The organism is Bacillus sp. FSL W7-1354 (assembly GCF_038002405.1).
GTDB lineage: Bacteria > Bacillota > Bacilli > Bacillales > Bacillaceae > Bacillus > Bacillus paralicheniformis.
On record NZ_JBBOCL010000001.1, the window covers coordinates 2943153 to 2969008 of the forward strand.

Annotated in this window: 24 protein-coding genes; 5 read left to right on the top strand and 19 right to left on the bottom strand. The window is 48.2% G+C overall.

What is annotated here, in order from left to right; genetic code table 11:
- Positions 1 to 265: 265 nt before the first annotated feature.
- The 5 genes from glpX to MKZ04_RS15050 all read right to left on the bottom strand — a co-directional run bounded on the left by glpX (position 266) and on the right by MKZ04_RS15050 (position 5137).
- A complete protein-coding gene (gene glpX, locus MKZ04_RS15030; protein WP_080131527.1) occupies positions 266 to 1231 on the bottom strand; it encodes a class II fructose-bisphosphatase in 966 nt (321 codons plus the stop codon).
- Between the two features lie 66 nt (positions 1232 to 1297).
- Complete coding sequence (locus MKZ04_RS15035) at positions 1298 to 2587, bottom strand: UDP-N-acetylglucosamine 1-carboxyvinyltransferase (RefSeq protein ID WP_023857064.1); 1290 nt, start codon at positions 2585 to 2587, stop codon at positions 1298 to 1300.
- A 247-nt stretch (positions 2588 to 2834) separates the two neighbouring features.
- On the bottom strand, positions 2835 to 3470 hold the full coding sequence (gene fsa, locus MKZ04_RS15040) for a fructose-6-phosphate aldolase (RefSeq protein ID WP_020453287.1): 636 nt from the start codon (positions 3468 to 3470) through the stop codon (positions 2835 to 2837).
- A gap of 229 nt (positions 3471 to 3699) precedes the next feature.
- Positions 3700 to 4557, bottom strand: coding sequence for a class II fructose-bisphosphate aldolase (locus tag MKZ04_RS15045; RefSeq protein WP_020453288.1), 858 nt, complete (start codon positions 4555 to 4557; stop codon positions 3700 to 3702).
- A 202-nt stretch (positions 4558 to 4759) separates the two neighbouring features.
- Positions 4760 to 5137: a response regulator gene (locus MKZ04_RS15050; RefSeq protein ID WP_094777382.1), complete on the bottom strand. Its 378-nt coding sequence runs from the start codon at positions 5135 to 5137 to the stop codon at positions 4760 to 4762.
- A 173-nt stretch (positions 5138 to 5310) separates the two neighbouring features.
- Between MKZ04_RS15050 and MKZ04_RS15055 the strand changes: the two genes are divergently transcribed.
- On the top strand, positions 5311 to 5841 hold the full coding sequence (locus MKZ04_RS15055; RefSeq protein WP_023857063.1) for a DUF2529 domain-containing protein: 531 nt from the start codon (positions 5311 to 5313) through the stop codon (positions 5839 to 5841).
- Between the two features lie 136 nt (positions 5842 to 5977).
- Here the strand turns inward: MKZ04_RS15055 and MKZ04_RS15060 are convergent, their stop codons facing one another.
- From MKZ04_RS15060 to MKZ04_RS15090, 7 genes are all read right to left on the bottom strand, one after another.
- Entirely contained in the window at positions 5978 to 7585 is a 1608-nt protein-coding gene (locus MKZ04_RS15060; RefSeq protein WP_020453291.1) for a CTP synthase, read from the bottom strand.
- A gap of 256 nt (positions 7586 to 7841) precedes the next feature.
- Positions 7842 to 8360 carry a DNA-directed RNA polymerase subunit delta gene (gene rpoE / locus MKZ04_RS15065; protein WP_023857062.1) on the bottom strand — a complete coding sequence of 173 codons (519 nt, stop codon included), beginning with the start codon at positions 8358 to 8360 and terminating at the stop codon, positions 7842 to 7844.
- A gap of 301 nt (positions 8361 to 8661) precedes the next feature.
- The gene (locus MKZ04_RS15070) at positions 8662 to 9801 is read right to left on the bottom strand and encodes an acyl-CoA dehydrogenase (RefSeq protein ID WP_341046247.1); all 1140 of its coding nucleotides are present in this window, start codon (positions 9799 to 9801) and stop codon (positions 8662 to 8664) included.
- Between the two features lie 12 nt (positions 9802 to 9813).
- On the bottom strand, positions 9814 to 10944 hold the full coding sequence (locus MKZ04_RS15075; RefSeq protein ID WP_101561360.1) for an acyl-CoA dehydrogenase family protein: 1131 nt from the start codon (positions 10942 to 10944) through the stop codon (positions 9814 to 9816).
- Positions 10945 to 10956: 12 nt separating this feature from the next.
- Positions 10957 to 11820 carry a 3-hydroxybutyryl-CoA dehydrogenase gene (locus tag MKZ04_RS15080; protein WP_023857058.1) on the bottom strand — a complete coding sequence of 288 codons (864 nt, stop codon included), beginning with the start codon at positions 11818 to 11820 and terminating at the stop codon, positions 10957 to 10959.
- Between the two features lie 16 nt (positions 11821 to 11836).
- Complete coding sequence (locus tag MKZ04_RS15085) at positions 11837 to 13015, bottom strand: acetyl-CoA C-acetyltransferase (RefSeq protein ID WP_023857057.1); 1179 nt, start codon at positions 13013 to 13015, stop codon at positions 11837 to 11839.
- A gap of 97 nt (positions 13016 to 13112) precedes the next feature.
- Positions 13113 to 15227, bottom strand: a complete 2115-nt coding sequence (locus tag MKZ04_RS15090; RefSeq protein WP_025810633.1) for a (Fe-S)-binding protein — start codon at positions 15225 to 15227, stop codon at positions 13113 to 13115.
- Between the two features lie 149 nt (positions 15228 to 15376).
- On the opposite strand from MKZ04_RS15090, the gene cls reads away from it, so the two are divergent.
- Together cls and MKZ04_RS15100 are read left to right on the top strand one after the other, a co-directional pair.
- Positions 15377 to 16567 carry a cardiolipin synthase gene (gene cls, locus MKZ04_RS15095; protein ID WP_145929969.1) on the top strand — a complete coding sequence of 397 codons (1191 nt, stop codon included), beginning with the start codon at positions 15377 to 15379 and terminating at the stop codon, positions 16565 to 16567.
- Between the two features lie 73 nt (positions 16568 to 16640).
- On the top strand, positions 16641 to 16907 hold the full coding sequence (locus MKZ04_RS15100) for a hypothetical protein (RefSeq protein ID WP_023857054.1): 267 nt from the start codon (positions 16641 to 16643) through the stop codon (positions 16905 to 16907).
- An 85-nt stretch (positions 16908 to 16992) separates the two neighbouring features.
- Here the strand turns inward: MKZ04_RS15100 and argS are convergent, their stop codons facing one another.
- The 4 genes from argS to speE all read right to left on the bottom strand — a co-directional run bounded on the left by argS (position 16993) and on the right by speE (position 21001).
- Positions 16993 to 18663, bottom strand: a complete 1671-nt coding sequence (argS, locus tag MKZ04_RS15105; protein WP_023857053.1) for an arginine--tRNA ligase — start codon at positions 18661 to 18663, stop codon at positions 16993 to 16995.
- Complete coding sequence (locus tag MKZ04_RS15110) at positions 18660 to 19088, bottom strand: DUF1934 domain-containing protein (protein ID WP_023857052.1); 429 nt, start codon at positions 19086 to 19088, stop codon at positions 18660 to 18662. The genes argS and MKZ04_RS15110 overlap by 4 nt, the downstream gene beginning before the upstream one ends.
- A gap of 155 nt (positions 19089 to 19243) precedes the next feature.
- Positions 19244 to 20116: an agmatinase gene (gene speB / locus MKZ04_RS15115; RefSeq protein ID WP_341046253.1), complete on the bottom strand. Its 873-nt coding sequence runs from the start codon at positions 20114 to 20116 to the stop codon at positions 19244 to 19246.
- A gap of 54 nt (positions 20117 to 20170) precedes the next feature.
- Entirely contained in the window at positions 20171 to 21001 is an 831-nt protein-coding gene (gene speE / locus MKZ04_RS15120; protein WP_035337912.1) for a spermidine synthase, read from the bottom strand.
- 368 nt (positions 21002 to 21369) lie between these two features.
- Here speE and MKZ04_RS15125 point away from each other — a divergent pair, with 368 nt between their 5' ends.
- Positions 21370 to 23442: a transglycosylase domain-containing protein gene (locus tag MKZ04_RS15125; RefSeq protein ID WP_328066977.1), complete on the top strand. Its 2073-nt coding sequence runs from the start codon at positions 21370 to 21372 to the stop codon at positions 23440 to 23442.
- Positions 23443 to 23502: 60 nt separating this feature from the next.
- Here the strand turns inward: MKZ04_RS15125 and MKZ04_RS15130 are convergent, their stop codons facing one another.
- Together MKZ04_RS15130 and MKZ04_RS15135 are read right to left on the bottom strand one after the other, a co-directional pair.
- Positions 23503 to 24018: a YwhD family protein gene (locus tag MKZ04_RS15130; protein ID WP_020453305.1), complete on the bottom strand. Its 516-nt coding sequence runs from the start codon at positions 24016 to 24018 to the stop codon at positions 23503 to 23505.
- A 12-nt stretch (positions 24019 to 24030) separates the two neighbouring features.
- Complete coding sequence (locus MKZ04_RS15135) at positions 24031 to 24714, bottom strand: site-2 protease family protein (RefSeq protein WP_035400430.1); 684 nt, start codon at positions 24712 to 24714, stop codon at positions 24031 to 24033.
- Positions 24715 to 24800: 86 nt separating this feature from the next.
- Here MKZ04_RS15135 and MKZ04_RS15140 point away from each other — a divergent pair, with 86 nt between their 5' ends.
- Positions 24801 to 24986, top strand: a complete 186-nt coding sequence (locus MKZ04_RS15140; protein ID WP_025810627.1) for a 2-hydroxymuconate tautomerase — start codon at positions 24801 to 24803, stop codon at positions 24984 to 24986.
- 42 nt (positions 24987 to 25028) lie between these two features.
- Here MKZ04_RS15140 and MKZ04_RS15145 read toward each other — a convergent pair whose 3' ends face one another.
- A complete protein-coding gene (locus tag MKZ04_RS15145) occupies positions 25029 to 25835 on the bottom strand; it encodes a zinc-dependent metalloprotease (protein ID WP_075212891.1) in 807 nt (268 codons plus the stop codon).
- Between the last annotated feature and the right edge of the window lie 21 nt (positions 25836 to 25856).

The following is a 25856-nucleotide window of genomic DNA, read 5'->3' on the forward strand; positions in this document are numbered from 1 at the left end:
ATCTGATAGATGCGGCAGGATTTTGGCTCTCTAAGAACCAACATGTGCAGAAAATTTCGCAGCACTCTTTAGTTTTACCTCATTTGTCGTACATATTCAACTTCATTTACGATTTGACATGAAATTGATAGAGATGACCCTGTTTTGAAAATGCCTTGACATAAAGAAGAAAAGCCGTTAGCTATTGTATCAGAGTATGAACCTTGATTCAATTTGTGAAGTGAAATACAAGGGAAAAGCGGGTCGTCTATATCCCCGCTTTTTCTTATGGCCGGATGACCAGGTTAGGTTTTTTCTTGAGACTGTGTCTTCCGTCCACAAACCGCACCGTACCGGATTTCGCTCTCATGACTATACTGTGGGTCGTTCCAACAGATCCTTTGAATTGCACGCCTTTCAAGAGCTCTCCGTCTGTGACACCGGTTGCAGCAAAAATCGCGTCGTCTCCTTTGACGAGGTCTTCCATGCGGAGCACTTTGCCCGTATCAAGCCCCATCTTTTCACAGCGTCTCAGTTCTTCTTCGTTTTGAGGAAGAAGCTTTCCGTGAATTTCTCCTCCGAGAGCTTTGAGTGCGACAGCAGACAAGACGCCTTCCGGAGCTCCTCCTGAGCCGAATAAAATATCGACGCCTGTATGATCAAAAGCGGTGTTAATGGCACCGGCCACGTCCCCGTCGTTGATCAGCTTGATTCGGGCGCCTGCTTCGCGAAGCTCATGGATGATTTTCTCGTGCCGAGGACGGTTCAAAATCGTGGCTACGACATCTTCTACATCTTTATTTTTTGCTTTTGCCACAGCTTTTAAGTTGTCAATCACAGGCGCTTCAATATCGATGCAGCCGACAGCTTCAGGACCTACAGCGATTTTATCCATATACATGTCAGGCGCATTCAGCAAGTTTCCGTGATCAGCCACAGCAATGACTGCGAGTGCGTTCCATCCGCCGCTTGCGACGATGTTCGTCCCTTCGAGAGGATCTACTGCTACGTCTACGCGAGGGCCGTAGCCGTTGCCGAGCTTTTCTCCAATATAAAGCATCGGCGCTTCGTCCATTTCCCCTTCTCCGATTACGACCGTTCCCTTCATAGGAATGGTGTCAAATACATCCCTCATGGCGCTTGTCGCAGCGTCGTCGGCCTCGTCCTTTTTACCTCTACCCATCCAGCGCGCTGACTTAAGCGCAGCCGCTTCTGTCACACGCACCAGTTCCATCGATAAGCTTCTTTCCATTCCTATCTAATCTCCCCTCACCCGTATGAAATCGTTTTATGTTTGATCTATCACAGCATTTGTCCATCAGGAATTTTGCAGCTGTTCAATTTCCTGGTCTGTCAATTTTTCGCGCCAGACAGTGGCCCCAAGCTTTGCCAGCTTTTCTTCAAGCTGGCTGTAGCCTCTGTCAAGGTGCTCCAAACCGGTGATTTCCGTGACTCCTTCCGCCATTAGACCCGCAACAACGAGACACGCTCCCGCCCGCAGATCGCTCGCTTTCACCTTGGCGCCCTGCAGAGGAACGGGACCGGTAATAATCGCCGATCTGCCTTCGACCTTCATCGACGCGCCCATGCGCCTCAGCTCGTCAATATGTTTGAAGCGGGCGGAATAAATGGTGTCAGTGACGACGCTCGTCCCGTTTGCCTTCGTTAAGAGCGATGTCATCGGCTGCTGCAGATCTGTCGGAAAACCGGGGTATACGAGCGTTTTTAAATCGACGGGTTTCAGCTCTTTCTGTCCGCCGACCATTAAAATCTGCTCGCTGCTTTCTTCGATTCGAACTCCCATTTCGCGGAGCTTGGCGATTAACGATTCCAAATGCGTCGGAATCACATTATCAATCAGCACTTCTTGTCCCATGGAAGCAGCTGCGATCATGAAAGTGCCGGCTTCGATCCGGTCCGGAATAATCGAGTGTCTGCACCCGTGAAGCGACTCAACGCCTTCGATGCGAATGACATCCGTACCGGCACCTTTTATTTTTGCTCCCATGCTCGTTAAAAGGGTCGCAACATCGATAATCTCAGGTTCTTTCGCAGCATTTTCAATTACGGTTCTGCCTTTGGCAAGCACGGCGGCAAGCATGATGTTGATCGTTGCTCCAACACTGACGACATCAAGATAAATGCGCGCGCCTTTTAATTCCTCCGCACGCAGATAGATCGCACCCTGTTCGTTCGTCACTTCGGCTCCGAGCGCCTCGAAACCTTTGATATGCTGATCAATCGGTCTCGGACCGAGGTGGCAGCCGCCTGGAAGGCCGATGACCGCTTTCTTAAAGCGTCCGAGCATCGCGCCCATTAAGTAATAAGAAGCCCGAAGCTGTTTCACTTTTCCATTCGGCAAAGGCATGCTGATCATCGGCGCAGGATCAACGACCATTTCTCCCTTTTCAAAGTGAACGTTTCCGCCGATCTCTCTCAGCAGATCGCGCAGCGTCAAAATGTCTGAAATATGGGGAAGGCCTTCAAGCGTAACCGTCGAATCAGCCAAAATCGTCGCAGGTATGAGAGCGACAGCGCTGTTTTTCGCTCCGCTTATATGTACTGTGCCATTGAGAGGATCGCCGCCGGCTATATTTAACTTTTCCATGATCGTCTCCTTCCTAGCTAATGGAGCGCTTCATAATGAGATTTCCTTCAGACTCAAAATAAATGGTTCATTTCAAAATCTATCCAATTAAAAGAGAAAGAATACAACACATTTTAAATTTATCGGGAAGAAAAGTAGCGAAGCAGACTGCGGCAAGGTTCTCTTCTGCAAAACATTCATTTCTCTTTGTAAGACAAAATGGTGACAAACGGAGGGAGCCCCTCCACTTGCCACCCACATGAAGCAATTATTTATTCCAGTCAGCTAAAAACTGTTCAATCCCTTTATCAGTCAGCGGGTGCTTTGTAAGCTGATGAATGACTTTGAGAGGCATCGTACCGATATGCGCTCCCCTTAGCGCGGCTTCAGTCACATGCTGCGCATGGCGGATGGACGCGGCGATGATTTGCGTGTCCAAACCGTGCACATCGAAAATTTGTTTAATTTCACTGATCAAATCGAGGCCGTTGTGGCCGATATCGTCAAGGCGTCCCAGGAACGGGGAAACATACGTAGCTCCTGCTCTTGCGGCAAGAAGCGCCTGGTTTGCGCTGAAGATCAGCGTGACGTTCGTTTTAATCCCGAGATCGGTTAATGCTTTAACAGCTTTCAGGCCGTCAGACGTCATCGGAATTTTCACCGTAATATTCGGCGCGATTTTCGCAAGCTCTTTTCCTTCTTCAATCATCTCTTCAGCCTTCAGAGAAATAACCTCGGCGCTGACTGACCCAGAAACCACTTCGGTAATTTCACGCAGACGGTCATGAAACGAAATGTTTTCTTTTGCTACTAAACTAGGATTTGTCGTAACTCCTGCAAGCACGCCGAGAGCGTGTGCCTCTTTGATTTCGTCTAAATTTGCAGTATCAATAAAAAACAGCATATTGATAAAACCTCCTGTCATGAAAATGTCTGAACTGTGGAACATGTTTGCGCTTTCCGGATGATATGGATAAAACCGCCTGTCGCTATCAGGCGGCTTTTTTGACTGAACGGGAAGCAAAAGAGCCTCATGCCGTCAAAGGCATGTGTTAACAGCACTTCCCTAAAACATCAGAAAAACATCCTGTTCCCCCGGCTTTGCGGGAAAACAGATGCTTTTCCAATCGTCATTATGCTTTGTTTGAAGAACCAAATTCACGCATTTTGCCGATCACTGTTTCTTTGATAGCTTCGCGTGCAGGTCCGAGGTATTTGCGCGGATCATACTCTTCAGGCTTCGCAGCAAGCGTTTCGCGAACAGCTTTCGCAGAAGCGATTTGGTTTTCAGTGTTGACGTTGATTTTTGCCGTACCTAAAGAAATAGCTTTCTTGATGTCGGCAGTCGGAATGCCTGTACCGCCGTGAAGTACGAGCGGAAGACCAGTTGTGTTTCCGATTTCTTCCATTTCTTTGAATCCAAGGTTTGGTTCGCCTTTGTAAGGGCCGTGAACAGAACCTAATGCAGGTGCAAGGCAGTCGATTCCTGTGCGCTCAACAAGTTCTTGACACTCTTTAGGGTCCGCGTAGATGACGCCTTCAGCAATTACGTCGTCTTCCTGTCCGCCTACAGTTCCAAGCTCAGCTTCAACTGATACACCGTGGAAATGAGCAAGCTCAACAACTTTTGAAGTCGTCGCAACGTTCTCCTCGAAAGGATGGTGGGAAGCGTCGATCATAACGGAAGTGAATCCCGCATGAATCGCTTTTGCACAAGATTCAAAGCTTGAGCCGTGGTCTAAATGAATCGCAACAGGTACTGTTACGTTGTATTCTTCCATCAGCGCTTTAACCATTGCCACAACGGTTTTAAATCCGCCCATATAGCGTCCTGCACCTTCTGATACACCGAGGATAACAGGAGATTTCTCTTCTTCAGCGGCTTGTAAAATCGCTTGAGTGAACTCAAGGTTATTTAAGTTAAATTGTCCGACAGCATATCCGTTTTCTTTTGCTTTATTCAACATTTCCGTCATTGATACTAAAGGCATGTCGAAAGTCCTCCTTATGTAGCCTGATTTGCTTTTGCGAAAAAAGCCTCCACACCTACCTAGCATGACCAGAAAAATCCGCCATATGTAAAATGTTTTGGTTTTTTAAAAACGTTAGATAGCTTTTCTCTACTTATATAGAATAACAATTAATCAACAAATCGGCAACATTGTGACTGTGACAACATCAAAAACTTTTCAGCTATCCGTTGGACTTTATAGGCAGATAGGTTTTAACGGCATCGCGAATTTCGTCGATGTCAAAAGGCTTCGCAAAGTGCGTCAGGGCTCCGAGCTCCTTCGATTCCTGGATCATGTCGAGCTCTCCGTAGGCCGTCATAATGATGACCCGGATCCCCTCGTCAATGACCTTCATCCTTTTCAAAATTTCAATTCCGTCCATGCCGGGGATTTTCATATCGAGCAAAACGAGGTCGGGGCGCTGGTTTTTCACAATGTCAAGCGCTTGAATCCCGTTCGCAGCCTGGAAGGTTTTGTATCCTTCTTTATTGAAAACTTCATTCAGCAGAACCCGAATCCCGTACTGGTCGTCTACGATTAAAATCTTCTCATTCATGATTTACACCTCTATATTTATAATTTTCGCCAAAATTAAGCAGTAGTTTATCTATTCTGTTTTGTTTTTCTCTTTTCCTTTAATTAAAATATTTAAGTTTGCGACATATTTAGAGGATTTTTCCCATTATTCTCTTTTGTTATATAATGATAGTCAGTAAAAAAGGAGGAGTCAGCTTGCTTAAAATTTTCACCACTCAATTGACGGGAATCTTCAACCGGATTCAAGAGGGCGAGGCCCAATCGATAGAGGACGGCGCCCGCTTGTTGGCTCAGGCGGTCATCAGTGATCATTCGGTTTATGTATACGGAAAAAATGAATTGGAAGGCATTTTGAAAGAAGCGATGTACAGTTCTGAACCGTTCCCCTCAGTCAAAGTGCTGCCGAAGAACGAAGAAAACTGGCCCGATTTTGAAATGACGGACAAAGTGCTGATGTTCTGCGCCGGTTCAGCGGATGACGAAGAGCTGAAAATGGCGGAAAAACTGTATGAAAGAGGAATCGGACTTGTTGTCGTCTCCCCTTCGGGAAAAGACGGCGCCCCGATCGCATCATTCGCCGATGTCCATATCGATTCAAAGCTGAGAATGCCGCTTCTTCCCGATGAAGACGGAACAAGGTTCGGATTTCCGTCCCTGATGGTCAGCCTCTACATTTATCATGCCCTATCCTTTACATTAAAGGAAATTCTTCAGGAATACCAATAAAACAGGGTTGCCTAAAGGAAATTAATGACGGTGGGGCCGGCCTTAATGAATATAGTACCAGTTCGGGCCGCCATTATCACCAGAAAAATCCAAAAAAGGCCTGCCGGCGTGATGTGCCGGCAGGCCTTTTTCTTTTTTACAGCTTTTCCGAAGTCTTCAGCGAAGCATGTACGAAGTCTCTGAACAGAGCCTGAGGTCTTGTCGGTCTTGACGTGAATTCAGGGTGGAACTGAGACGCGACAAACCATGGATGATCTTTAAGCTCGATAATCTCCACGAGACGGCCGTCAGGGCTTGTCCCGGAAAATACAAATCCGGCTTCTTCCATCTGCTGTCTGAATTCGTTGTTGAATTCATAGCGGTGGCGGTGGCGTTCATAGACCACTTCATTTTCATATGCCTGATACGCTTTCGACCCTTCTTGAAGCTTGCATGGATAAAGTCCGAGACGCAGTGTTCCGCCAAGGTCTTCAATGTCCTTTTGTTCAGGGAGAAGGTCGATAATCGGATACGGTGTGGAAGGATCGATTTCGGCTGAGTGCGCTCCTTCAAGACCGAGCACATTTCTTGCGTATTCAATCGATGCCACCTGCATTCCGAGGCAAATGCCGAAGAACGGAATCTTTTGTTCGCGGGCATATTTGACTGTCGTGATTTTCCCTTCAACACCGCGGTCTCCAAATCCGCCCGGCACAAGAATACCATCCGCATTCTGAACAAGATCGGCAACGTTGTCTTCCGTCACTTCTTCCGCATTGATCCATTTAACCTGAATGTCTGCGTCAAACGCATAACCCGCATGGCGAAGCGATTCCACAACTGAAATGTAGGCATCCGGGAGCTCGACGTATTTACCAACCAAAGCGATTGTCACCGTTTTGGACAGACTTTTCACCTTTTTGACAAGTTCTTTCCATTCTTCCATATCGGCTTCTCTGCAATCCAGCTTCAAGTGGCTGCAGACTAAGCTGTCCAGCCCTTGTTTTTGCAGGTCGAGAGGAATGGAGTAGAGCGTATCCGCATCGCCGGCCTCGATGACGGCTTTAGGATCGATGTCGCAGAACAGCGCGATTTTATCTTTCATGTCCTGAGAAATCGGCATTTCTGTTCTCACGACGATGACATTTGGCTGAATGCCGAGGCTGCGCAGTTCTTTTACGCTGTGCTGAGTCGGCTTTGTTTTCATTTCTCCCGCCGCTTTAAGATATGGAACTAGCGTACAGTGAATGTACATCACATTGTCGCGGCCGACATCGCTCTTGATCTGGCGGATCGCTTCAAGAAACGGCAGCGATTCGATATCACCGACGGTTCCGCCGATTTCGGTGATCACGACATCAGCGCCCGTTTCTTTTCCGGCGCGGAATACGCGGTCTTTAATTTCATTTGTGATATGAGGTATAACCTGTACGGTACCGCCTAAATAATCGCCTCTGCGCTCTTTTTTCAGCACCGTGGAATAGATTTTTCCTGTTGTCACGTTGCTGTATTTATTTAAATTGATGTCGATGAAGCGCTCATAGTGGCCGAGGTCAAGATCCGTTTCCGCACCGTCGTCGGTTACGAACACTTCACCGTGCTGATACGGGCTCATTGTCCCCGGGTCTACGTTGATATACGGGTCAAATTTTTGAATGGTGACATTCAAACCTCTGTTCTTCAGCAGGCGGCCGAGCGAAGACGCCGTAATTCCTTTTCCAAGCGAGGATACAACTCCTCCGGTTACAAAGATATATTTTGTCATTTCTGTACCCCTCTCTTCGATTAACGCTTATTCCTTAAAATGCTCTTTTTATGAAAAATCATTTAGATCTTTTCTAAATGATTTAAATGATAAGGAGGCGGAAAAACAAGAAAGCTCCCTTTCAATTTCTTGAAAGGGAGCTGATAGTCCGTATCACTCGAATCTCTTCGTTTTGAAGAGCCCAAAATACATACTACATAGTTCGCCTGTGAAAGTCAAGATCGATTTAAACATGAATTCCGTTCAGGCGGCAAAATTACTCCTCGTCTTCCTCTTCTTCAAAATCTTCATCATCATCGTCCAGGATCTCGTCTTCAAGATCATCCAGTTCATCATCGTCGGCTTCATCGATTTCTTCGAATTCATCGGCGGCAATGTCCAAGTCGTCTTCGACATCGTCAAGAAGAATATCATCCTCGTCGATTTCTTCGAATTCGTCAAGATCAAGATCTTCTTCAACCACTTTTTTCGCTTTTTTCTTTTTCGCTTTTACAGTCGGTTGTGTTTCTTCATCAAGCTGATCATACGGATACCAGCTGCGCAGGCCCCACGTTTGGTCTGACAGCGCCAAAAAGCGTCCGTCGATATTTAAATCTGTGTAGAACTGGGCGATGCGGTCTTCCAGCTCTTCTTTCCCCATTCCAAGCAAGGAAGCCACTTGATCTGTTAGCTCCTGGAATGTAATCGGTTTTTTGTGTTCCGAAAAAATTTCGTATGCGATTTCAACTAAAGCCATTTCCTTTAGCTGTTCCTCTGAGTATTGTTTCAAACTCATCGCCAGACACTCCCTTTCTATCTTCATGTATGTATCTACTATCTCTGTCATAGAAAATAAGCATGTAATCCCTGTCTTTACGACAAACCATACCTCTCATTATAAACAAAAGAAATCACTTTATGCCACCTTTATTCCCGTTAATTCAATAATTTTTACCTGTTGCATTGGAAATCGGCGGCAAGCGGGATTGAAACATAGAACAGCCGGGAGCGTCCGGCCCCTTGAAAACGAAAAAACTGCGTCGGCGGCCTGTCCGCCGGCAGCAGTCCAAACCGTGCCAGACGGCTGTTTTTCGCCCTTATTTCATCAGCATTCGCGAAATGACGAGCTTCTGTATTTCCTGCGTTCCTTCATAGATTTGAGTGATTTTTGCATCGCGCATAAAGCGCTCGACCGGATAATCCTTTGTGTAGCCGTATCCGCCGAATATTTGCACGGCCTCCGTCGTCACTTTCATAGCCGTATCCCCTGCATATAGCTTCGACATCGCGGAAGCTTTTCCATAAGGCAGCCCCTCTGATTCCAGCCATGCCGCCTGGTAGGTTAAAAGCCTTGAAGCTTCAATCTCCGTCGCCATATCAGCCAGTTTAAAAGCGATGCCCTGCTGCTCGGCGATCGGCCTGCCGAATTGCTTCCGCTCTTTCGCATACGCCTTCGCCGCCTCAAATGCACCCTGGGCAATCCCGACGGCTTGAGCGGCAATTCCGTTTCTTCCTCCATCAAGCGTCTGCATTGCGATTTTAAAGCCTTCACCTTCCCCGCCAAGGCGGTTTTTTAAAGGCACGCGGCAGTCCTGAAAGATAATTTCGGTTGTCGGCGATGAACGGATGCCCAGCTTCCTTTCTTTTTTCCCGACAGAAAAACCGGGAAAATCCTTTTCAACGATAAAAGCGGTTGTGCCTTTGTGCTTCTGTTCCGGCGCAAGGTTGGCAAACACGATGTAGATGTCTGCAATTCCGCCGTTTGTGATAAAGATCTTCGTTCCATTTAAAATATAATCATCACCATTTCTGACCGCGGTCGTTTTCATGCCGCCGGCATCAGAGCCTGAACCGGGCTCCGTCAATCCGTAGGCGCCTATCTTTTCACCGCGGGCCATCGGCTTTAAGTATTCCTGCTTCTGTTCTTCCGTTCCAAATGCATAAATCGGCCAGCCTGCAAGCGAAGTATGGGCTGACAAGGTGACGCCCGTTGAGGCGCAGACTTTCGAAAGCTCTTCTACTGCGATGACATAGGCGAGGTAGTCACTGTCGATCCCCCCGTATTCCTCAGGCCACGGTATTCCCGTCAACCCCAATTCCGCCATTTTGGAAAACAGTTCCATGTCAAACCGCTCTTCCTCATCCCGCTCCTTTGCAGTCGGCTCCACCTCTTGACGGGCAAAGTCGCGCACCATCTTCTGTATCATTTGGTGCTCTTCACTCAGCCTAAAGATCATTCTTTTCCCCCCTTATAAATGCTTACCGATGACGATCCGCTGGATCTCGCTTGTGCCCTCATAAATTTCACACACTTTCGCATCCCTGAAATATCGTTCAGCGCTGAAATCCTTTGTATATCCAAAATCTCCGAGCAGCTGCACGGCCTCTCCGGCGACATACATTGCCGTTTCCGAAGCGAACAGTTTGGCCATTGAAGCAGCCTTTCCCGTCTGGACGCCTTGTTGTTTCAGCGAAGCGGCCTGATAAACGAGAAGCCTGGCAGCCTCTGTCCTCGCCGCCATGTCGGCCAGCTTAAAAGCAAGCCCTTGTCCGTTCTTATACAGCTCTCCGTCCGGATACCGTATTTTTAGAAATTCGATGGCTTCAGAAAGCGCTCCTTCGGCGATGCCCAGAGCCTGCGCCGCAATTCCGATCCGCCCGGTATCCAGATTGGAAAGGGCCATTTTGAATCCTTTACCTTCCTTCCCCAGCAGCTGCCGGGCGGGAATGACAGCGTTATCAAAATTTAAAGTGACCGTCAGCGAACCGTGAAGCCCCATTTTCTCTTCATTTTTCCCAATAAAAAAGCCCGGCGTGCCCTTCTCCACGATAAAAGCCGAAATGCCCTCCGTTCCCGCTTTCGGATCGGTTGAAGCAAAAACAAGATAAATGTCGGCGGCTCCGCCGTTTGTGATAAAAACTTTCGTACCGTTGAGCACATAGGTATCGCCGCGCTTTTCGGCCCTGGTTTTTAGACTGCCCGCATCGGAACCGGCACTCGGTTCGGTTAAACAAAAGGCTCCCAAGTACTGCCCTGCTGCAAGCTTTTTAACATAATGTTCTTTTTGCCGCTCATTTCCGTATAAAAGAATGGGAATGGTGACAATTGACGTGTGTACAGATAGAACCGCGCCAAGAACGGCGCTTTTCTTTGACAGCTCATGGATGATCATTATATAGGTGATAAAGTCATGACCGGCCCCGCTGTACTTAGCCGGAATCGGAAGCCCCATCCAGCCGCGCTCCGCCATTTTCTTCAAAAGAGAGGTTGGAAAACGCCCTTTCTCCATTTCAGGTACAAAAGGAGCGACCTCCTGTTTAACAAATTGCCTGACAATCTTCTGCATGCGGGTCTGCTCTTCTGTAAACTGAAAATTCAAGGTCACCCCTCCTTATGTCGGCTGCTTTTCGTACGTATAAAACCCTCTGCCCGTTTTCTTTCCGAGACGTCCTGCGCTGACATATTGTTTAAGGAGCGGACAAGGCCGGTATTTATCATCGCCAAAACCTTCATGCAGCGTCTCCATAATATACAGACACGTATCCAGACCAATCAGGTCAGCGAGAGCCAGCGGGCCCATCGGATGGTTCATGCCAAGCTTCATGATTCCGTCTATGCTTTCTTTCTCGGCGACGCCTTCATAAAGCGCAAAAACCGCCTCGTTAATCATCGGCATTAAAATGCGGTTGGAGATAAATCCCGGAAAATCCCGCACCTCGATCGGAACCTTGTTCATCCGCTCCGCCGCAGCCACGACGGTTTCATATGTTTCGCCGCTCGTCTCAAGCCCCCTGATGACCTCGACAAGCTGCATGACCGGAACCGGGTTCATAAAATGCATGCCGATGACATTTTGAGGTTTTTTCGTGACGGAAGCGAGTTCCGTAATCGACAATGACGATGTATTTGATGCCAATAGGGCTGAGTCTTCGGTCACTTCATCAAGCCGTTTGAAAATCTCTTTTTTTACATCCATTTGCTCAACAGCCGCTTCAATGATGAGAAAAGCTTCCCGCGCATCGTCGAGCGAAGCCGAAGGAGAAAGACGCTGGTAGATTTGCTGTACGTCTCCATGTGGAAGCTTGCCTTTTTCCGCCTGTCTGACTAGCTGGCCGGAAATGCGCTTCATTCCCTTTTCAATTTGGTCAGGTGATACGTCGTACATGTAAACATTGTATCCGGCCTGGGCAGAGACCTGGGCGATCCCGGCCCCCATCTGGCCGGCTCCGATGACCATGATCGTGTCTTTTTTCATTTAAAATCCCCCTTTTTTATACCTCGATCATCACGGCGTCTCCCTGACCGCCGCCGCTGCAAATGGCAGCAATACCTGTACCGCCGCCGCGCCGTTTTAATTCGTACATAAGCGTCAAAATGATTCTTGCCCCGCTCGCGCCGATCGGATGACCTAGCGCAATGGCGCCGCCGTTGACATTGACCTTCTCCATGTCAAGGCCCACGATCTTTCCGCTTGCCAAAGCTACCGCGGCGAACGCTTCATTGATTTCAAACAGTTTGATATCAGAAAGCTCAGCTCCGGTTTTGTTAAGCAGTTCTCTGATGACAAGCCCTGGGGTTTTCGGGAAGTCTTTGGCTTCGACTGCAATGGATGTGTGCGCTTTAATGACGGCGGACACATTCACATTGAGTTCCTTTGCCCTGTCTTCATTCATCACGATAAGCGAGCATGCTCCGTCATTTACCCCCGGCGCGTTTCCCGCAGTAATTGTCCCGTCGTGGTCAAAAACCGGAGCAAGCTGTGACAGCCTTTCCAATGACGTATCGCGCCGCGGAGCTTCATCTTGATCAACCGTTAATTCGCCGCCCCGCTTCTGCGGTATACAAACAGGGACGATCTCTTCTCCGAGCGCACCTGAAGCTGCAGCCTGTACGGCCCGCATGTGGCTCCTGAGCGCCCATCGATCCTGTTCTTCTCTTGCAATCTCCAACTCTTTCGCAGCGGCATTTCCGTAGGAGCCCATATGAACACCCGTAAATGAGCATGTCAGCCCGTCTGTGATCATCAAATCTTTAACCGCTCCGTCTCCCATTCTCAGCCCCCATCTCGCTTTTTGAAGCAGATAAGGGGCATTTGACATCGATTCCATACCTCCTGCTGCAATGACCTCCGCATCACCGGCCCGGATGATCTGATCCGCCATTGTGACGCTTCTTAAACCTGAAGCGCACACTTTATTAATCGTTTCCGTTTTGACGTCCCACGGCAGTCCCGCAAAACGCGCAGCCTGTCTCGACGGCAGCTGCCCCTGTCCGCCTTGAAGAACGGAACCCATAATGACTTCATCGACATCCTCAGGATGTACACCGGAACGTTTTAATGCTTCTTTTACGGCGATTCCGCCGAGCTCCGCTGCCGTCTTTGACTGAAGCGCGCCCCCGAGTTTTCCAAAAGGCGTGCGCGCGCCGCCTGCAATAACCGATCTCGCCACCTGACATCCTCTCCCCTTATCATGATTTGTGCATACCGAAGATAAAAGAAGGCGGAGATCCGGCTCACACCTTCTTTATTCAAAACCTGAAATCCGTCTATGAAGCATGTTCTTTTTGTTCTGAGCCGAATACGGCGCGTTCAAGCAGCTCCGCCACATCGTAGGTGCCGACCTGATCCTCCATTTCCTTGGCTTTTGTTCCGTCGCCTAGCATCGTCAAACAATACGGACAGCCCGAACTGATGACAGAAGGTGAAGCGCTGAGCGCCTGCTCCGTTCTGGCAACGTTGATCCTTGTGCCCGTCTCTTCCTCCATCCACATGAGACCGCCCCCCGCTCCGCAACACATTCCGTTTTCACGGCTGCGTTCCATTTCCACTAAATGGATGCCCGGAATGGAGTGCAGAATATCGCGCGGCGGTTCGTAAACCTCATTGTAGCGGCCCAAATAGCATGAATCATGAAAGGTGACGGTTTCGCGAACCGGAAACTCAGGTTTCAGCCTTCCTTCTTCAATAAGGGCAGCGAGAATTTCTGTATGATGATACACCTCCGCTTTCAGACCAAAATCAGGATATTCATTTTTAAAAATATTGTATGCATGCGGATCGATGGTTACAATTTTTCGAACATCATTTTTTTCAAATTCTTCAATGTTTTTTGCGGCAAGCTCCTGGAATAAAAACTCGTTGCCAAGCCGCCTCGGCGTATCGCCTGAATTTTTTTCTTTATTGCCTAAAATCGCGAACGTGACCCCGGCTTGATTGAGAAGGCGCGCGAAAGCCATGGCGATCTTCTGGCTTCTCCGGTCATACGATCCCATCGACCCGACCCAGAACAGGTATTCAAAGGCCTCGCCTTTTTTCTTCATTTCTTTCACTGTCGGCACCTTAACGTCGTCTCTCATGTCACGCCAGTTTTCGCGTTCTTTTCTGTTTAATCCCCAAGGGTTACCCTGTCTTTCAATGCTCGTCATGGCGCGCTGGGCATCTGCATCCATTTTTCCTTCTGTGAGCACGAGATAGCGGCGGAGATCGATGACCTTGTCGACGTGCTCATTCATGACCGGGCACTGATCTTCACAATTGCGGCACGTTGTGCATGCCCAAATTTCCTCTTCGGTGATGATGTCGCCGATTAAGCTCGGATTGTATAGCTCTGAAGCAGCCGCTTCTCTTGATCCTTCTCCTCCCGCCGCCATGGCCAGCTGGTTGCCTTTCGTATGCTGAAAGAGAGGCGCGGGAACCCAAGGCGTTTTCGATGTTACTGCTGCTCCCTTTTCTGTCAAATGGTCTCTGAGCCGCAAAATCAGATCCATCGGCGAAAGCATCTTGCCTGTTCCGGTAGCCGGGCACATATTGGTACAGCGCCCGCATTCAACGCACGCGTAAAGATCGATCAGCTGGGATTGCCTGAATTCCTCGATCCGTCCGACGCCGAACGTTTCTTTTGTTTCATCTTCAAAATCGATTTTTTGAAGCTTTCCCGGGTTTGTCAGCCGGCTGAAAAATACGTTTGCCGGTCCGGCAATTAAGTGGGCGTGCTTTGACTGCGGCACATAGACTAAAAATGTCAGTAAGATAAGAAGATGCGCCCACCATGCCGCATAGAACACTGCCGCTGAGGCGGTTTCTCCCATGAAGCCGAGGGCAAAAGCGATGCCTGATGCCATCGGTTCGTGCCATGATAATGAATGTTCATGCCAGATCATGTTCATACCGTTTCCGAGTAAAACGGTAAACATCAAGCCGCCGATCAGCATGAGCACGATCCCCGACTTCAAATTGCGCTTCAGTCTGACGAGTTTTTCAATATAGCGCCTGTGAAAGGCCCAGACCACCGCAATTAAAATCATCAACGTGACGATTTCCTGAAAAAACGTAAACGCCGGGTAGACGCTGCCAAGCGGAAGTCCTTGATCGGGAACGAGCCCTTTCAAAATAAAATCGATCGCTCCGAACTGAACGAGAATAAAGCCGTAAAAAAACATGACGTGGATAATGCCGCTTTTTTTATCTTTAAGCAGTTTCTTTTGGCCGAACACGTTCTCCCATATCTTTTGAAGGCGCTCCTTCGTCCGCTTATCAAAATCCTCTTTTTGTCCGAGCCTGATGTAACTGATTCTCGTTCGGATCAAGTAGACAAACAGATAAACGGCGTAAGCGGTTACACCTAAAAACGCAATGAAATTCAACCACAATAAGACATTCATCAGCTGCTCCCCCTTTCATTTCCCCAACCTTAAATCCCCTTGAACTACCTTTATCTTAAATAATGAATGAGTGTTCAGTCAATATGTTTTCATAAATGCAGGAAATTAGGGGGACACTATTCTTTACACGAAAAAAGGGAGTGTCTTCATTGGTGCCGCTTATGATTATGGTATGTTTTCTCATCCTGCTTCTTGCGCTCGATTTCCGTTTCGGCCGCAAAGCCTTTGAAAGGAAAGCCTACGAACCCGTTTTTTCAGAGAAGAAAAGCGATATTGAACTGATTCATAACGGAGAAGACTTGTGTGAGCGGCTGCTGGATGACATCCGCCAGGCCGAATCGTCGGTGCATGTCATGTTTTATATTGTGAAGAACGATGATATCAGCCTTGAATTTTTAAAAATGCTGAAGGATAAAGCGAAAGCCGGCGTATGCGTACGCTTGCTGATTGACCGGATCGGCGCGATGAAGGTAAAGAAAAAAACGCTGTCAGACTTGAAACAAAGCGGAGCGCACGTTTTTTTTGTCAACAATCCGGGCTTCCCTTATTTCTTTTATCGACTGAATGCAAGAAATCACAGGAAAATCGCCGTCATAGACGGAAAGATCGGCTATGTGGGCGGATTTAACATTGCGAAAGAATACCTTGGTAAAAAAGCGGAATTCGGCCCGTGGAAGGATTACCATTTGCGAATGACGGGGGAAGGTGTTGCCGACTTGCAGCACATTTTTTTATCAGACTTCAATAGAGAAGCGCCGCTATCACAGCCGGACAGCGGCATGTTCCCGCCGCTCCATCAAGGAGCTGTCACCCATTCGATACATGCGACAAAGGGGTTTTCTCTGGAAGAAAAATATATTTCATTTATTGATCAGGCAAAAGAAAGAATCATGATTTGCACGCCGTACTATATTCCGAGTCCGGCTTTGCAGCAAGCAGTTCTTTCAGCCAGGGAAAGAGGCGTGATCGTCTCGGTTCTCGTGCCGATGAAAGCCGACCATCCGCTTGTCAAAGAGGCCGCCTACACGAACTTTCCCGCACTTTTGGAGGCGGGTTGCTATATTTACCGGTACTACAGAGGCTTTTATCATGCAAAAGCATTGATCGTCGACGACCGGCATGTGATGATCGGAACATCAAATTTTGACAATCGAAGCCTGTTTCTCAATGATGAAGTGAATGTCGTCATCCATGATAAAGACTGGACAAAACAATTCTTTGACGTCGTCAAGGAAAGTATTGAACACGCCGAGCTTCTGACAAAGGAGCGGTATGCGAAGCGGCCGGTGATGCAGCGGCCCATCGAATGGCTGGCGAAATCGATTTCATATTTTTTATGAATCGTACGTTTATCCTGCATAACATGCGGGTAACATTTCACCAAAGTGATGATTACATACGGAGGGATATATGATGAACCAAGCAGAGTCGATTAAGCTCCGCGCACAATCGATGACATTAAAAAACTTGATTGAGCTGTACAGACTTTGCCGCTCAGCCAGACATCAGCTTTATATATGCTCAAGAAAAACAATGTGCAAAATTAAAGATTTAATTGAACTGGAAATGTTCAGAATGGCCAATCGCGAAAATGAGTGCCTGATTGTCATCGAAGGGAAGATGGCGCAGGAGTTAGTAAGAAAAGCACAATCGATTCTTTCTGACGCTCAAGTTCAATAAGGGAAGGCGACGGACCTTCCTTGTGTGAGACGCCTCCTCACCAAATCAAGAAAAAATCCCCCGTTCAAAGGACGGGGGATTCGTTTTACATTTTTTCAGGAGCTGATACGCCGATCAGCTTGAGTGCATTATTTAATGTGATTTGTGTTGCCTTCATCAATGATAAACGCGCCCGGCTTTTTTCTTCATCTGCCGGATCGAGAACTTTCTCAGCATTGTAAAAGCTGTGGAGCACAGATGCCAATTCAAAAATATAGTTTGTAATGCGGTGCGGAATCCGCTTCTCTGCGGCATCGGCGACAGCCTCAGGGAACGAGCCGATCACTTTAAGCAGATCATACTCTTTTTCAGAAGCGATTTTCGTCAGGTCAAGGTTCCCTTCAAATGAAATACCTTTTTCTTCGCCTTGTCGCAGCATGCTGCAAATTCTCGCATGAGCGTACTGCGCGTAGTAAACCGGGTTTTCATTCGATGTGGAGACAGCCAGGTCAAGATCAAAGTCCATGTGCGTATCGGCGCTGCGCATCGCAAAGAAGTAACGCACCGCGTCAAGGCCGACCTCATCAATGAGATCGCGCATTGTCACAGCTTTTCCGGTTCTTTTGCTCATCTTCATTTTTTCGCCGTTCTTGTAGAGATGGACGAGCTGGATGATCTCGACCTCAAGCGTTTCTTTGTCATAACCGAGCGCTTCAATGGCCGCTTTCATGCGCGGGATATAGCCGTGATGGTCCGCTCCCCATACGTTGATCAGCTTTTGGAAGCCGCGGTCAAGCTTGTCTTTGTGATAAGCGATGTCAGGCAGAAGATACGTGTAGGACCCGTCTTTTTTGATCAGGACGCGGTCTTTGTCATCGCCGAACGCCGTCGAGCGGAACCATGTCGCCCCGTCTTCTTCATAGATGTGCCCTTTTTCGCGAAGGGCTTCGAGCGCCTGATCGATCTTTCCGTTTTGGTAAAGCGATGTCTCTGAGTACCAGACATCAAATGGGACACGGAAATTCTCGAGGTCTTCACGAAGTTTGCCTAATTCGTACTTTAAGCCGTATTCACGGAAAAACGCGAGGCGTTCGCTCTCTTCTTCATGAACAAAACGGTCGCCGAATTCATCGGCGAGCTTTCGGCCGATTTCCTTAATGTCTTCGCCGTGATATCCGTCTTCAGGCATCGGCTTGTCTTTTCCAAGCGCCTGAAAGTAACGGGCCTCGACGGATAATGCGAGGTTGTTGATTTGATTGCCGGCATCGTTGATGTAATATTCGCGGCTCACTTCATACCCCGCTTTTTCAAGTACATTGCAGAGAGAATCTCCGACAGCGGCTCCGCGGGCATGTCCAAGATGCAGGTTGCCCGTCGGGTTTGCTGAGACGAATTCCACCTGAACGCGTTCTCCGCCTCCGATATTTGTTTCACCGTAGGCCTCTCCTGCTTCAAGCACAGCCGGAATGAGCTTCGTTAAATATTGATTGTTCATGTAGAAATTGATAAAACCCGGTCCTGCGATATCAAGTTTGTCGATCGACGCTTTTCCTTTATCAAAGGATGCGACGATTTCCTCGGCAATATTCCGCGGCGCTTTTTTGGCGATTCTCGCCAGCTGCATCGCCATGTTAGTGGAATAGTCTCCATGCGACTTGTCTTTCGGGACTTCCAATACGACTTCGGGAATCTCGCTTTCTGCGGCGAGGCCGGCTTTCATGACAGCTTCTTTAATTTCCTGCTTCAGCACATCTTTCATTTGTTCGACTATGTTCATGACTCGTGTCCTCCTCTATATGAAATCGACATCATATGTAAATGCTTTTGTTCATCGCTTACAATCATATCGTACTCAACACTGATCTTTCCGTCTGGCGGCTGCCGGGTGACTGATACGGATTTTGTATCCACGCCAAGCTCGAGCCTGCCGAAAGGCATTTTATAATGAGTGACGGTGCGGCTGCCCGGCCTGAAACGCTGTTTCATTTCAATGGCGCCGGAACGCATCACCAGAACTTCGTTTTCGCTTGCTTTTACGATCGTCTTCACCTTTCCCGCATCATGCTCTTCATGATAAGAAAGATATATTTTATCTTTTTTCATATAATAAAACCCAGTTGTCCGGAACTCGATCGTTTCCGTGTCCGATCCTTCCCGGATAACAGATTTCACATGGATATTAACGGGTGTCTCCTGGTTCATTCCGACACTTCCTTTTTTGATCCGATTTGACTTGATTAGTATAATCATTCGGGAAAAAAAGTTCAACCGCTGCTCCTTTATACCATCTTAACAGAACGGACGGGAAGATAAACCATTTTCTAAGAAAAAAGCCGTCCCGAAAAAGGACAGCCTGTTTATTTCACCCAGCCGAGCAGCATTTCGCGAATCAGCTTGCTTGCCGTATTTGCGGTTTGTTCCGAATGGTCGTAGACCGGAGCGACCTCAACCAGGTCTCCTCCAACGACGTTGACGTCTGAGCGGGCGATTTCGTGAATCGAAGCGAGCAGCTCTTTTGATGTGATGCCTCCGGCGTCAACCGTACCGGTTCCCGGCGCATGAGCGGGATCTAAGACATCGATGTCAATCGTTACATAAACCGGACGCCCTGCGAGTTTCGGCAGGACGGATTTAAGCGGCTCAAGCACTTCAAATTTGGAAATGTGCATACCGTTTTCGTTTGCCCATTCAAACTCCTCTTTCATACCGGAGCGGATGCCGAATGAATAGACATTGCCGGGACCGATCAGTTCCGCTGCTTTGCGGATCGGCGTCGAATGCGAGAGCGGCTCTCCTTCATAGTCGACGCGGAGATCTGTGTGCGCATCCATATGGATGATGGCAAGATCGGGATATTTTTTATACATCGCTTTAATGACCGGCCATGAAACGAGGTGCTCTCCTCCCATTCCGAGCGGGAATTTTCCTTTTTCTAAAATGCTGTCAACATATTCTTCAATCATGTCGAGGCTCTTCTGCGGGTTCCCGAAAGGCAGCGGGATGTCGCCGGCGTCAAAGAAATGAACCTCGTCAAGCTCCCTGTCCAAATAAGGGCTGTATTCTTCAAGCCCGATGGACACCTCGCGAAGTCTCGCCGGACCGAAGCGCGATCCGGGACGGTAGCTGACCGTCCAATCCATCGGCATGCCGTAAAGGATGGCGTCCGCCTCTTCCCAATCGGGGCGGCTTGCGATAAACACCTTGCCGGAATATGCTTCATCAAATCTCATCTTCAAAAACCTCCCTGAAAAAAAGCGCAGAATACCATCCTGCGCCAAACTGTTTTATTTGATTAAATCGCTGACGAATTTCGGAAGGACGAATGCCGCTTTATGAATTTCTTTTGTATAGTATTTCGTCTCAATATCGAAGAAGCGACTGTCCTCCACTTCAAGAGGATCGTATTTTTTCGAACCGATCGTAAACGTCCACAATCCGCTTGGATATGTCGGAATGTTGGCCAAATACAGCTTTGTAATCGGAAAGATCTCTTTTACATCGCGCTGAACGTTAGTGATCAGTTCAGGTGTAAACCAAGGGTTGTCCGTCTGAGCAACAAAAATGCCGTCTTCCTTTAGCGCATTTGCTATGCCGGCGTAAAAGCCTTTTGTAAACAAGTTGACAGCCGGCCCTACAGGCTCGGTTGAATCGACCATGATGACATCGTACTCATTTTCAGATTCTGCAATGTGCATAAAGCCGTCATCGACCTTTACTTCGACGCGCGGATCGTCAAGTTTGCCTGCAATGGAAGGCAAAAATTTCTTAGAGTATTCGATCACCTTGCCGTCGATATCGACAAGCGTCGCTTTTTTGACGCTCTGATGCTTCAAAATTTCACGGATGACGCCGCCGTCTCCGCCGCCGACCACAAGTACATGCTCAGGGTTCGGATGCGTAAACAGGGGCACATGCGCCACCATTTCGTGGTAGACAAATTCATCTTTTTCAGATGTCATGACCATGCCGTCAAGAAACAGCATGTTGCCGAATTCTTCCGTCTCGGCCATTTCGAGCTTTTGAAAGTCCGTCTGCTCTGTATGTAAAGTCTTGTTGATTTTCATCGTAATGCCGAAGTTTTTCGTTTGCTTCTCTGTGTACCAAAGTCCGCTCAAAGCGTCATCTTCCTTTCGTGATAAGCTGTATTTCCATCTATTTTTCTCGCCTGCGGCGACGATTATTCTGCACTGAAGCATCGGCTTTTGCCTAAGGAAAAAGTATAGAGGAATTGCAGGTGATTGTAAAGACGGATCGATTCATTTTCAGGAGTCATTCCATTCCCGACGGCCGTTTTGGGCTGAGCTTGCCACAGATGTACATAAGCTTATTCTGCAGCGGCGACTGCCAAAACTGAGGATTCCTCCGGTTGCTCTGTTAATCGCCTCCTAGAGGGTCTGCTGTTTTTTCCTTCCCGCTTGTTTAAACCCTCCTCTTTTTCCTCATAATGATAAGAACATTTATTTATCCGGGAGGAGATTTGAACATGGACATGATGACGGACAAGCGGGTCCGTTTAACTATCAAGACGATACGCGCATTTTTGTTCATGGGAGCATTGATGCTGATCTTCCTTTCAATCGTTGTCATGACGGTGGTCCTGGCAGCCAAATGGCAAGGCGCTCCTTCGATTCAGGTGCCGAGGTCTACCGTGCTGTATGACGGAAGCGGAAAGCAGATAGGGGAGACGCATTACGGGCAAAAGCGGTACTGGGTTTCGCTGAAGAGCATCAATCCCGCCGTCATCGATGCCACACTTGCCGTTGAAGACCGGAACTTCTTCCGGCACCACGGCTTCGACTATATGAGGATGGGCGGCGCCCTCATCGCCGATCTAAAGGCGATGTCCAAAGTTCAGGGAGCCAGCACCATTACACAGCAATATGCGAGAAACCTCTACCTCGGCCACGATAAAACATGGAAAAGAAAGTGGAATGAAGCTTTTTATACGATACGGCTCGAACAAAACTACACAAAGAAAGATATTTTGGAAGGCTATTTAAATACGATTTATTACGGGCATGGAGCCTACGGAATCGAAGCTGCTTCCCGGATGTATTTTGGCAAACGGGCCAAGGATATCAATGCGGCGGAAGCTGCGATGCTTGCCGGCATTCCAAAGGGTCCTTCCGTTTATTCGCCTTTTGTTAATGAAAAAAAGGCGAAAGAACGCCAAGAAATGATCCTGACAATGATGGAGAAAGAAAACAAGCTGACGAAAAAGCAGGCGGCAGAACTGAAAAAACTGCCGCTCCGCTTTGAAAAACAGGATAAGCAAACAACCGCTAAAACCGCTCCGTACTTTTATGACGAAGCGGTTAAAGAAATCGCGCGCTTGCTGCATTTGACACCGGAGCAAGCAGAAACCGGCGGCTACAACGTATTCACCACGCTCAACCCGCGTCTCCAAAAAATTGCCGAGGACACGATCGAACGCACGATTGATTCGTCATCTGACATTCAGGCAGGGTTTGCAGCGATCAATCCGTCCGACGGCAGCGTTCTTGCGCTTGTCGGAGGACGCGACTACGAAAAAAGCCCGTTTAACCGCGTAACCCAGGCTATGCGGCAGCCCGGCTCCACTATGAAGCCTTTCCTTTATTATTCGGCTGTTCAAAACGGTTTTACGCCGGCCACCCGGATGAGGAGCGCGGAAACGACATTTGAGCTCGGGCAAGGCAGCGCTTATTCGCCGAGCAACTATCACGGCTATTACGCAGACGGCCCGATCACTCTTCTTCAGGCCCTGGCTTTGTCCGATAACATTTACGCCGTGAAAACGCACCTTTTCCTCGGCATGGACAAACTGATTGATGCTGCAAAACAATTCGGCATCACGAGCCCGCTGCAAAAAGTGCCGTCGCTTGCGCTCGGAACATCCCCCGTGAAGCCGATTGAAATGGTGAATGGATACGCCATGTTTGCCAATGGCGGAAAAAAAATCGAACCTTCCTTTATTACGAAAATTACCGATTCGAACGGGGAGATTCTTTACGAAAAGCCGAAGCGAAGCAAACAAATCCTTGACCCAAGAGCGGCTTTTATCACGGCCAACATGATGAGCGGAATGTTCGACAAATCACTCAACGGCTATACATCTGTTACCGGGCGGACGATCGCAGATCAGCTGATGCGCCCATACGCCGGAAAATCGGGAACGACCAGCACCGACAGCTGGATGATCGGCTTTTATCCCGGCCTTGCTTCAGGCGTGTGGACGGGATATGACAAAGAGCGGACAATCGATGCCGTCGCAGAGAAAAACTATGCCAAACAAATTTGGGCCAAATTTATGGAAAAAGCGCTTGAAAACGCGCCCGCCGCAACTTTAAAGCCGCCTGAAGGCGTGAAAGGGATGTATATTGACCCTGCTACAGGCTATGCGGCGGCGCCCAGCTGTCCGTCCAAATATTTCGCTTATTTTATCGAAGGTACTGAACCCGAGCAGGTTTGCTACGGAAAAGAAATCTATAAGGATCAAAAAGCCGGGCGCGAAAAACCCGCCGCTCCCCACAAGCGGAAAAAGTGGTGGGAAAAATGGTTTAAAAAAGAAGAATAAACTTTTTTGGGCGGGATAGACGAACCCCCCGGACTTCACGGCGGTCCGGGGGGTTTTTTCCTATTGCTGAAGCAATCCCTTTTTCAGCTCGTCTGATGAACGGTCCCAAAGCCCTTGATCATGATTTTTCAGAAAATCGGCCAGAACGCGCTTGGAACTTTCATCCATGTGCTCGACGATAATCTTCCGCTTCATCGACTTATCCATTAAATTCACGTGCTCCGGAAGCGATTTGTAGCCGCGGCGGATGCTTCTGTCCACCGTCATTTCGCAAGCCGTCACCCCCGCATAATAAGGGCCTTCTTCCCTGCGGTCGATCGTAACCCACACAAGCCAGTAAGGTTTTCCGTTCGGCACCTCTTCCTTGTTCGGCAAAAATTTGATTCCTTTTTCAACCGTGCTGCGGGCGTGCATGGCGCCGATATCAACAAACGCTTCTTTCTCTTCGACATCGACAAAGACAGGCGAGATGTTGTCAAGGCTTAAAGCCCCTGCACCAAATCCCCCGTGTCCGTCCGTCGGATCGCTTTTAATAATATTGAATCCGATTGTTTTTTTCTTTTTTCCTTGTTCCATCAAAAATACCTCCTACATCAGCGGCCGGAAAACGCTGTTAAATATCGAGATGATATATTCCCGCCCTTCATTCAAAAACGGCCAGAATACATATTGGCCAAGCGGCGTAATGACGATGATCAGAAACACGATCGAGCCGTACGCTTCATATTTCGACAGCTTCGCCCGCACATCGGGGGCGACCACATCCTGTATAACCCGAAAACCGTCAAGGGGCGGGAACGGCATTAAATTAAACAGAAATAAAAGCAGGTTGAGATTCACCCAAATCGTAAAAAATTGAAGCAAGCCGCTGTAAAAACCGGAAGGCAGCGTCCCGGACAGCTTCACGGACAAAAGCAGCAATATAAAACCGATGAAAGCAAGGATCAGGTTGCTGATCGGTCCTGCGATTGACACGAGAAATCCGGCCAGCCTCGGATTTTTAAAATAAAAGCGGTTAACGGGCACCGGCTTTGCCCATCCGAATCCCAAAATAAAGATCAAAATCGTTCCAAACGGATCAAGATGCTTGAGCGGGTTGAGCGTCAGCCTGCCCTGCCGTTTGGCCGTCTCATCACCGAATTTGTATGCCACATATGCATGGGCGACCTCATGCACAGTGAATGCGGCAGCAAGTGTCAAAACAACATACGGAATCATTTCCAGCGGATAAATAAGAAAACGGTCTAAAATGTGGCTTTCCCTCTTTCTCATATACAAAGATTTACTATCTCCAGTATACTATAAGAGCAGCTGATGCTAAAGTAAGCAGCCATTTTTTAAAAGGAGGAGGAGAACATATGCCGTACGTAACGGTTCAAATGCTGGAAGGCCGCACAGATGATCAAAAAAGAAATCTGGTGAAAAAAGTGACCGAAGCCGTCTCCGAAACAACAGGCGCACCTGCAGAAAAAATCGCGGTCATCATTGAGGAATTGAAAAAGGAAAACTACGGTGTCGCCGGCAAACGAATGAGCGATATGTAATAAAAACGGCGTCTGCCGCTTACATGCGGGACGCCGTTTTTATTATTTATACCAAGCTTTATTTCTTGTGATCTGGCTATTGTGAGCCGAATCCCAGACATCGACCGTGTAGGCGTAGTCGTAGTTCATAATGCAGCGGATTCCGCTTCCTTGCGCATCGTGGTTCAAGCCGAAGTTATGGGAAAATTCGTGGGTCGCCGCTTTTGCCGTGTTGGCCGTTCCCTGGTCGAGGTTTACGCTGAAGGCGCTGCCGTTCGGCTTGCTGTTGTATACGTATGCGATGCCGCCGGCGTCAAAATTGCTGTTCGCCGTAAATCCGACGACAAATTTATAGCTGCGCCCGCTGAAATTGCTCTGAAGGTTTGATAGAATTTGAGAGCTGTTGCTGCCTGAAGAAGTCCAAGGCGCCACGGCTTCGACGACAAAATCAATATCGTGGTCCCTGTTGAACATGACATCCGCCTGCTCAATAATTTGGACGATTCTCGTCTGCCAATCGCTGTATTTCGCGCGATACTGAGCGTCAGCCACAGCCAGGACGCTCACTTTCTGACTGCCCGTGCCTGCCTGGGTTGAAAATGTCCCTTTGCTCGTATTCTTTTTAAACGTTTTTGTCCCCGTCACATTTCCTTTCTCATCCAATATTTTCGTATTGACCGTTCTTTCTATTTGAACTTTTCCTTTCAAGTCTTTAAAGTCTTTCGCTTTAGGCAAAGAATCGATATGAGTGCCTTTTACTTCATGGCCGTGGTCATGATCGTGCCCGTCAACCTGGGCGGCGCCTGCCGTCAAACCGGGGATGAGACTGACGGAAAGTAATAGAGATAAGAATATAGAACGCTTTTTCACTGCTAATTCCCTCCTTTTTTT

Bases quoted from the DNA above. Each gene is read 5' to 3' on its own strand.
- rpoE (WP_023857062.1), bottom strand. From the start codon at position 8,360: ATGAGTTTGAAACAATACTCAGAGGAACAGCTAAAGGAAATGGCTTTA.
- MKZ04_RS15080 (WP_023857058.1), bottom strand. From the start codon at position 11,820: ATGAAAAAAGACACGATCATGGTCATCGGAGCCGGCCAGATGGGGGCC.
- speB (WP_341046253.1), bottom strand. From the start codon at position 20,116: ATGAGATTTGATGAAGCATATTCCGGCAAGGTGTTTATCGCAAGCCGC.
- MKZ04_RS15090 (WP_025810633.1), bottom strand. From the start codon at position 15,227: ATGAATGTCTTATTGTGGTTGAATTTCATTGCGTTTTTAGGTGTAACC.
- MKZ04_RS15100 (WP_023857054.1), top strand. From the start codon at position 16,641: ATGAACCAAGCAGAGTCGATTAAGCTCCGCGCACAATCGATGACATTA.
- MKZ04_RS15125 (WP_328066977.1), top strand. From the start codon at position 21,370: ATGGACATGATGACGGACAAGCGGGTCCGTTTAACTATCAAGACGATA.
- MKZ04_RS15045 (WP_020453288.1), bottom strand. From the start codon at position 4,557: ATGCCTTTAGTATCAATGACGGAAATGTTGAATAAAGCAAAAGAAAAC.
- MKZ04_RS15035 (WP_023857064.1), bottom strand. From the start codon at position 2,587: ATGGAAAAGTTAAATATAGCCGGCGGCGATCCTCTCAATGGCACAGTA.
- MKZ04_RS15130 (WP_020453305.1), bottom strand. From the start codon at position 24,018: ATGGAACAAGGAAAAAAGAAAAAAACAATCGGATTCAATATTATTAAA.
- MKZ04_RS15060 (WP_020453291.1), bottom strand. From the start codon at position 7,585: ATGACAAAATATATCTTTGTAACCGGAGGAGTTGTATCCTCGCTTGGA.
- fsa (WP_020453287.1), bottom strand. From the start codon at position 3,470: ATGCTGTTTTTTATTGATACTGCAAATTTAGACGAAATCAAAGAGGCA.
- MKZ04_RS15135 (WP_035400430.1), bottom strand. From the start codon at position 24,714: ATGAGAAAGAGGGAAAGCCACATTTTAGACCGTTTTCTTATTTATCCG.
- argS (WP_023857053.1), bottom strand. From the start codon at position 18,663: ATGAACATAGTCGAACAAATGAAAGATGTGCTGAAGCAGGAAATTAAA.
- glpX (WP_080131527.1), bottom strand. From the start codon at position 1,231: ATGGAAAGAAGCTTATCGATGGAACTGGTGCGTGTGACAGAAGCGGCT.
- MKZ04_RS15110 (WP_023857052.1), bottom strand. From the start codon at position 19,088: ATGAACCAGGAGACACCCGTTAATATCCATGTGAAATCTGTTATCCGG.
- MKZ04_RS15070 (WP_341046247.1), bottom strand. From the start codon at position 9,801: ATGATCTTTAGGCTGAGTGAAGAGCACCAAATGATACAGAAGATGGTG.
- MKZ04_RS15140 (WP_025810627.1), top strand. From the start codon at position 24,801: ATGCCGTACGTAACGGTTCAAATGCTGGAAGGCCGCACAGATGATCAA.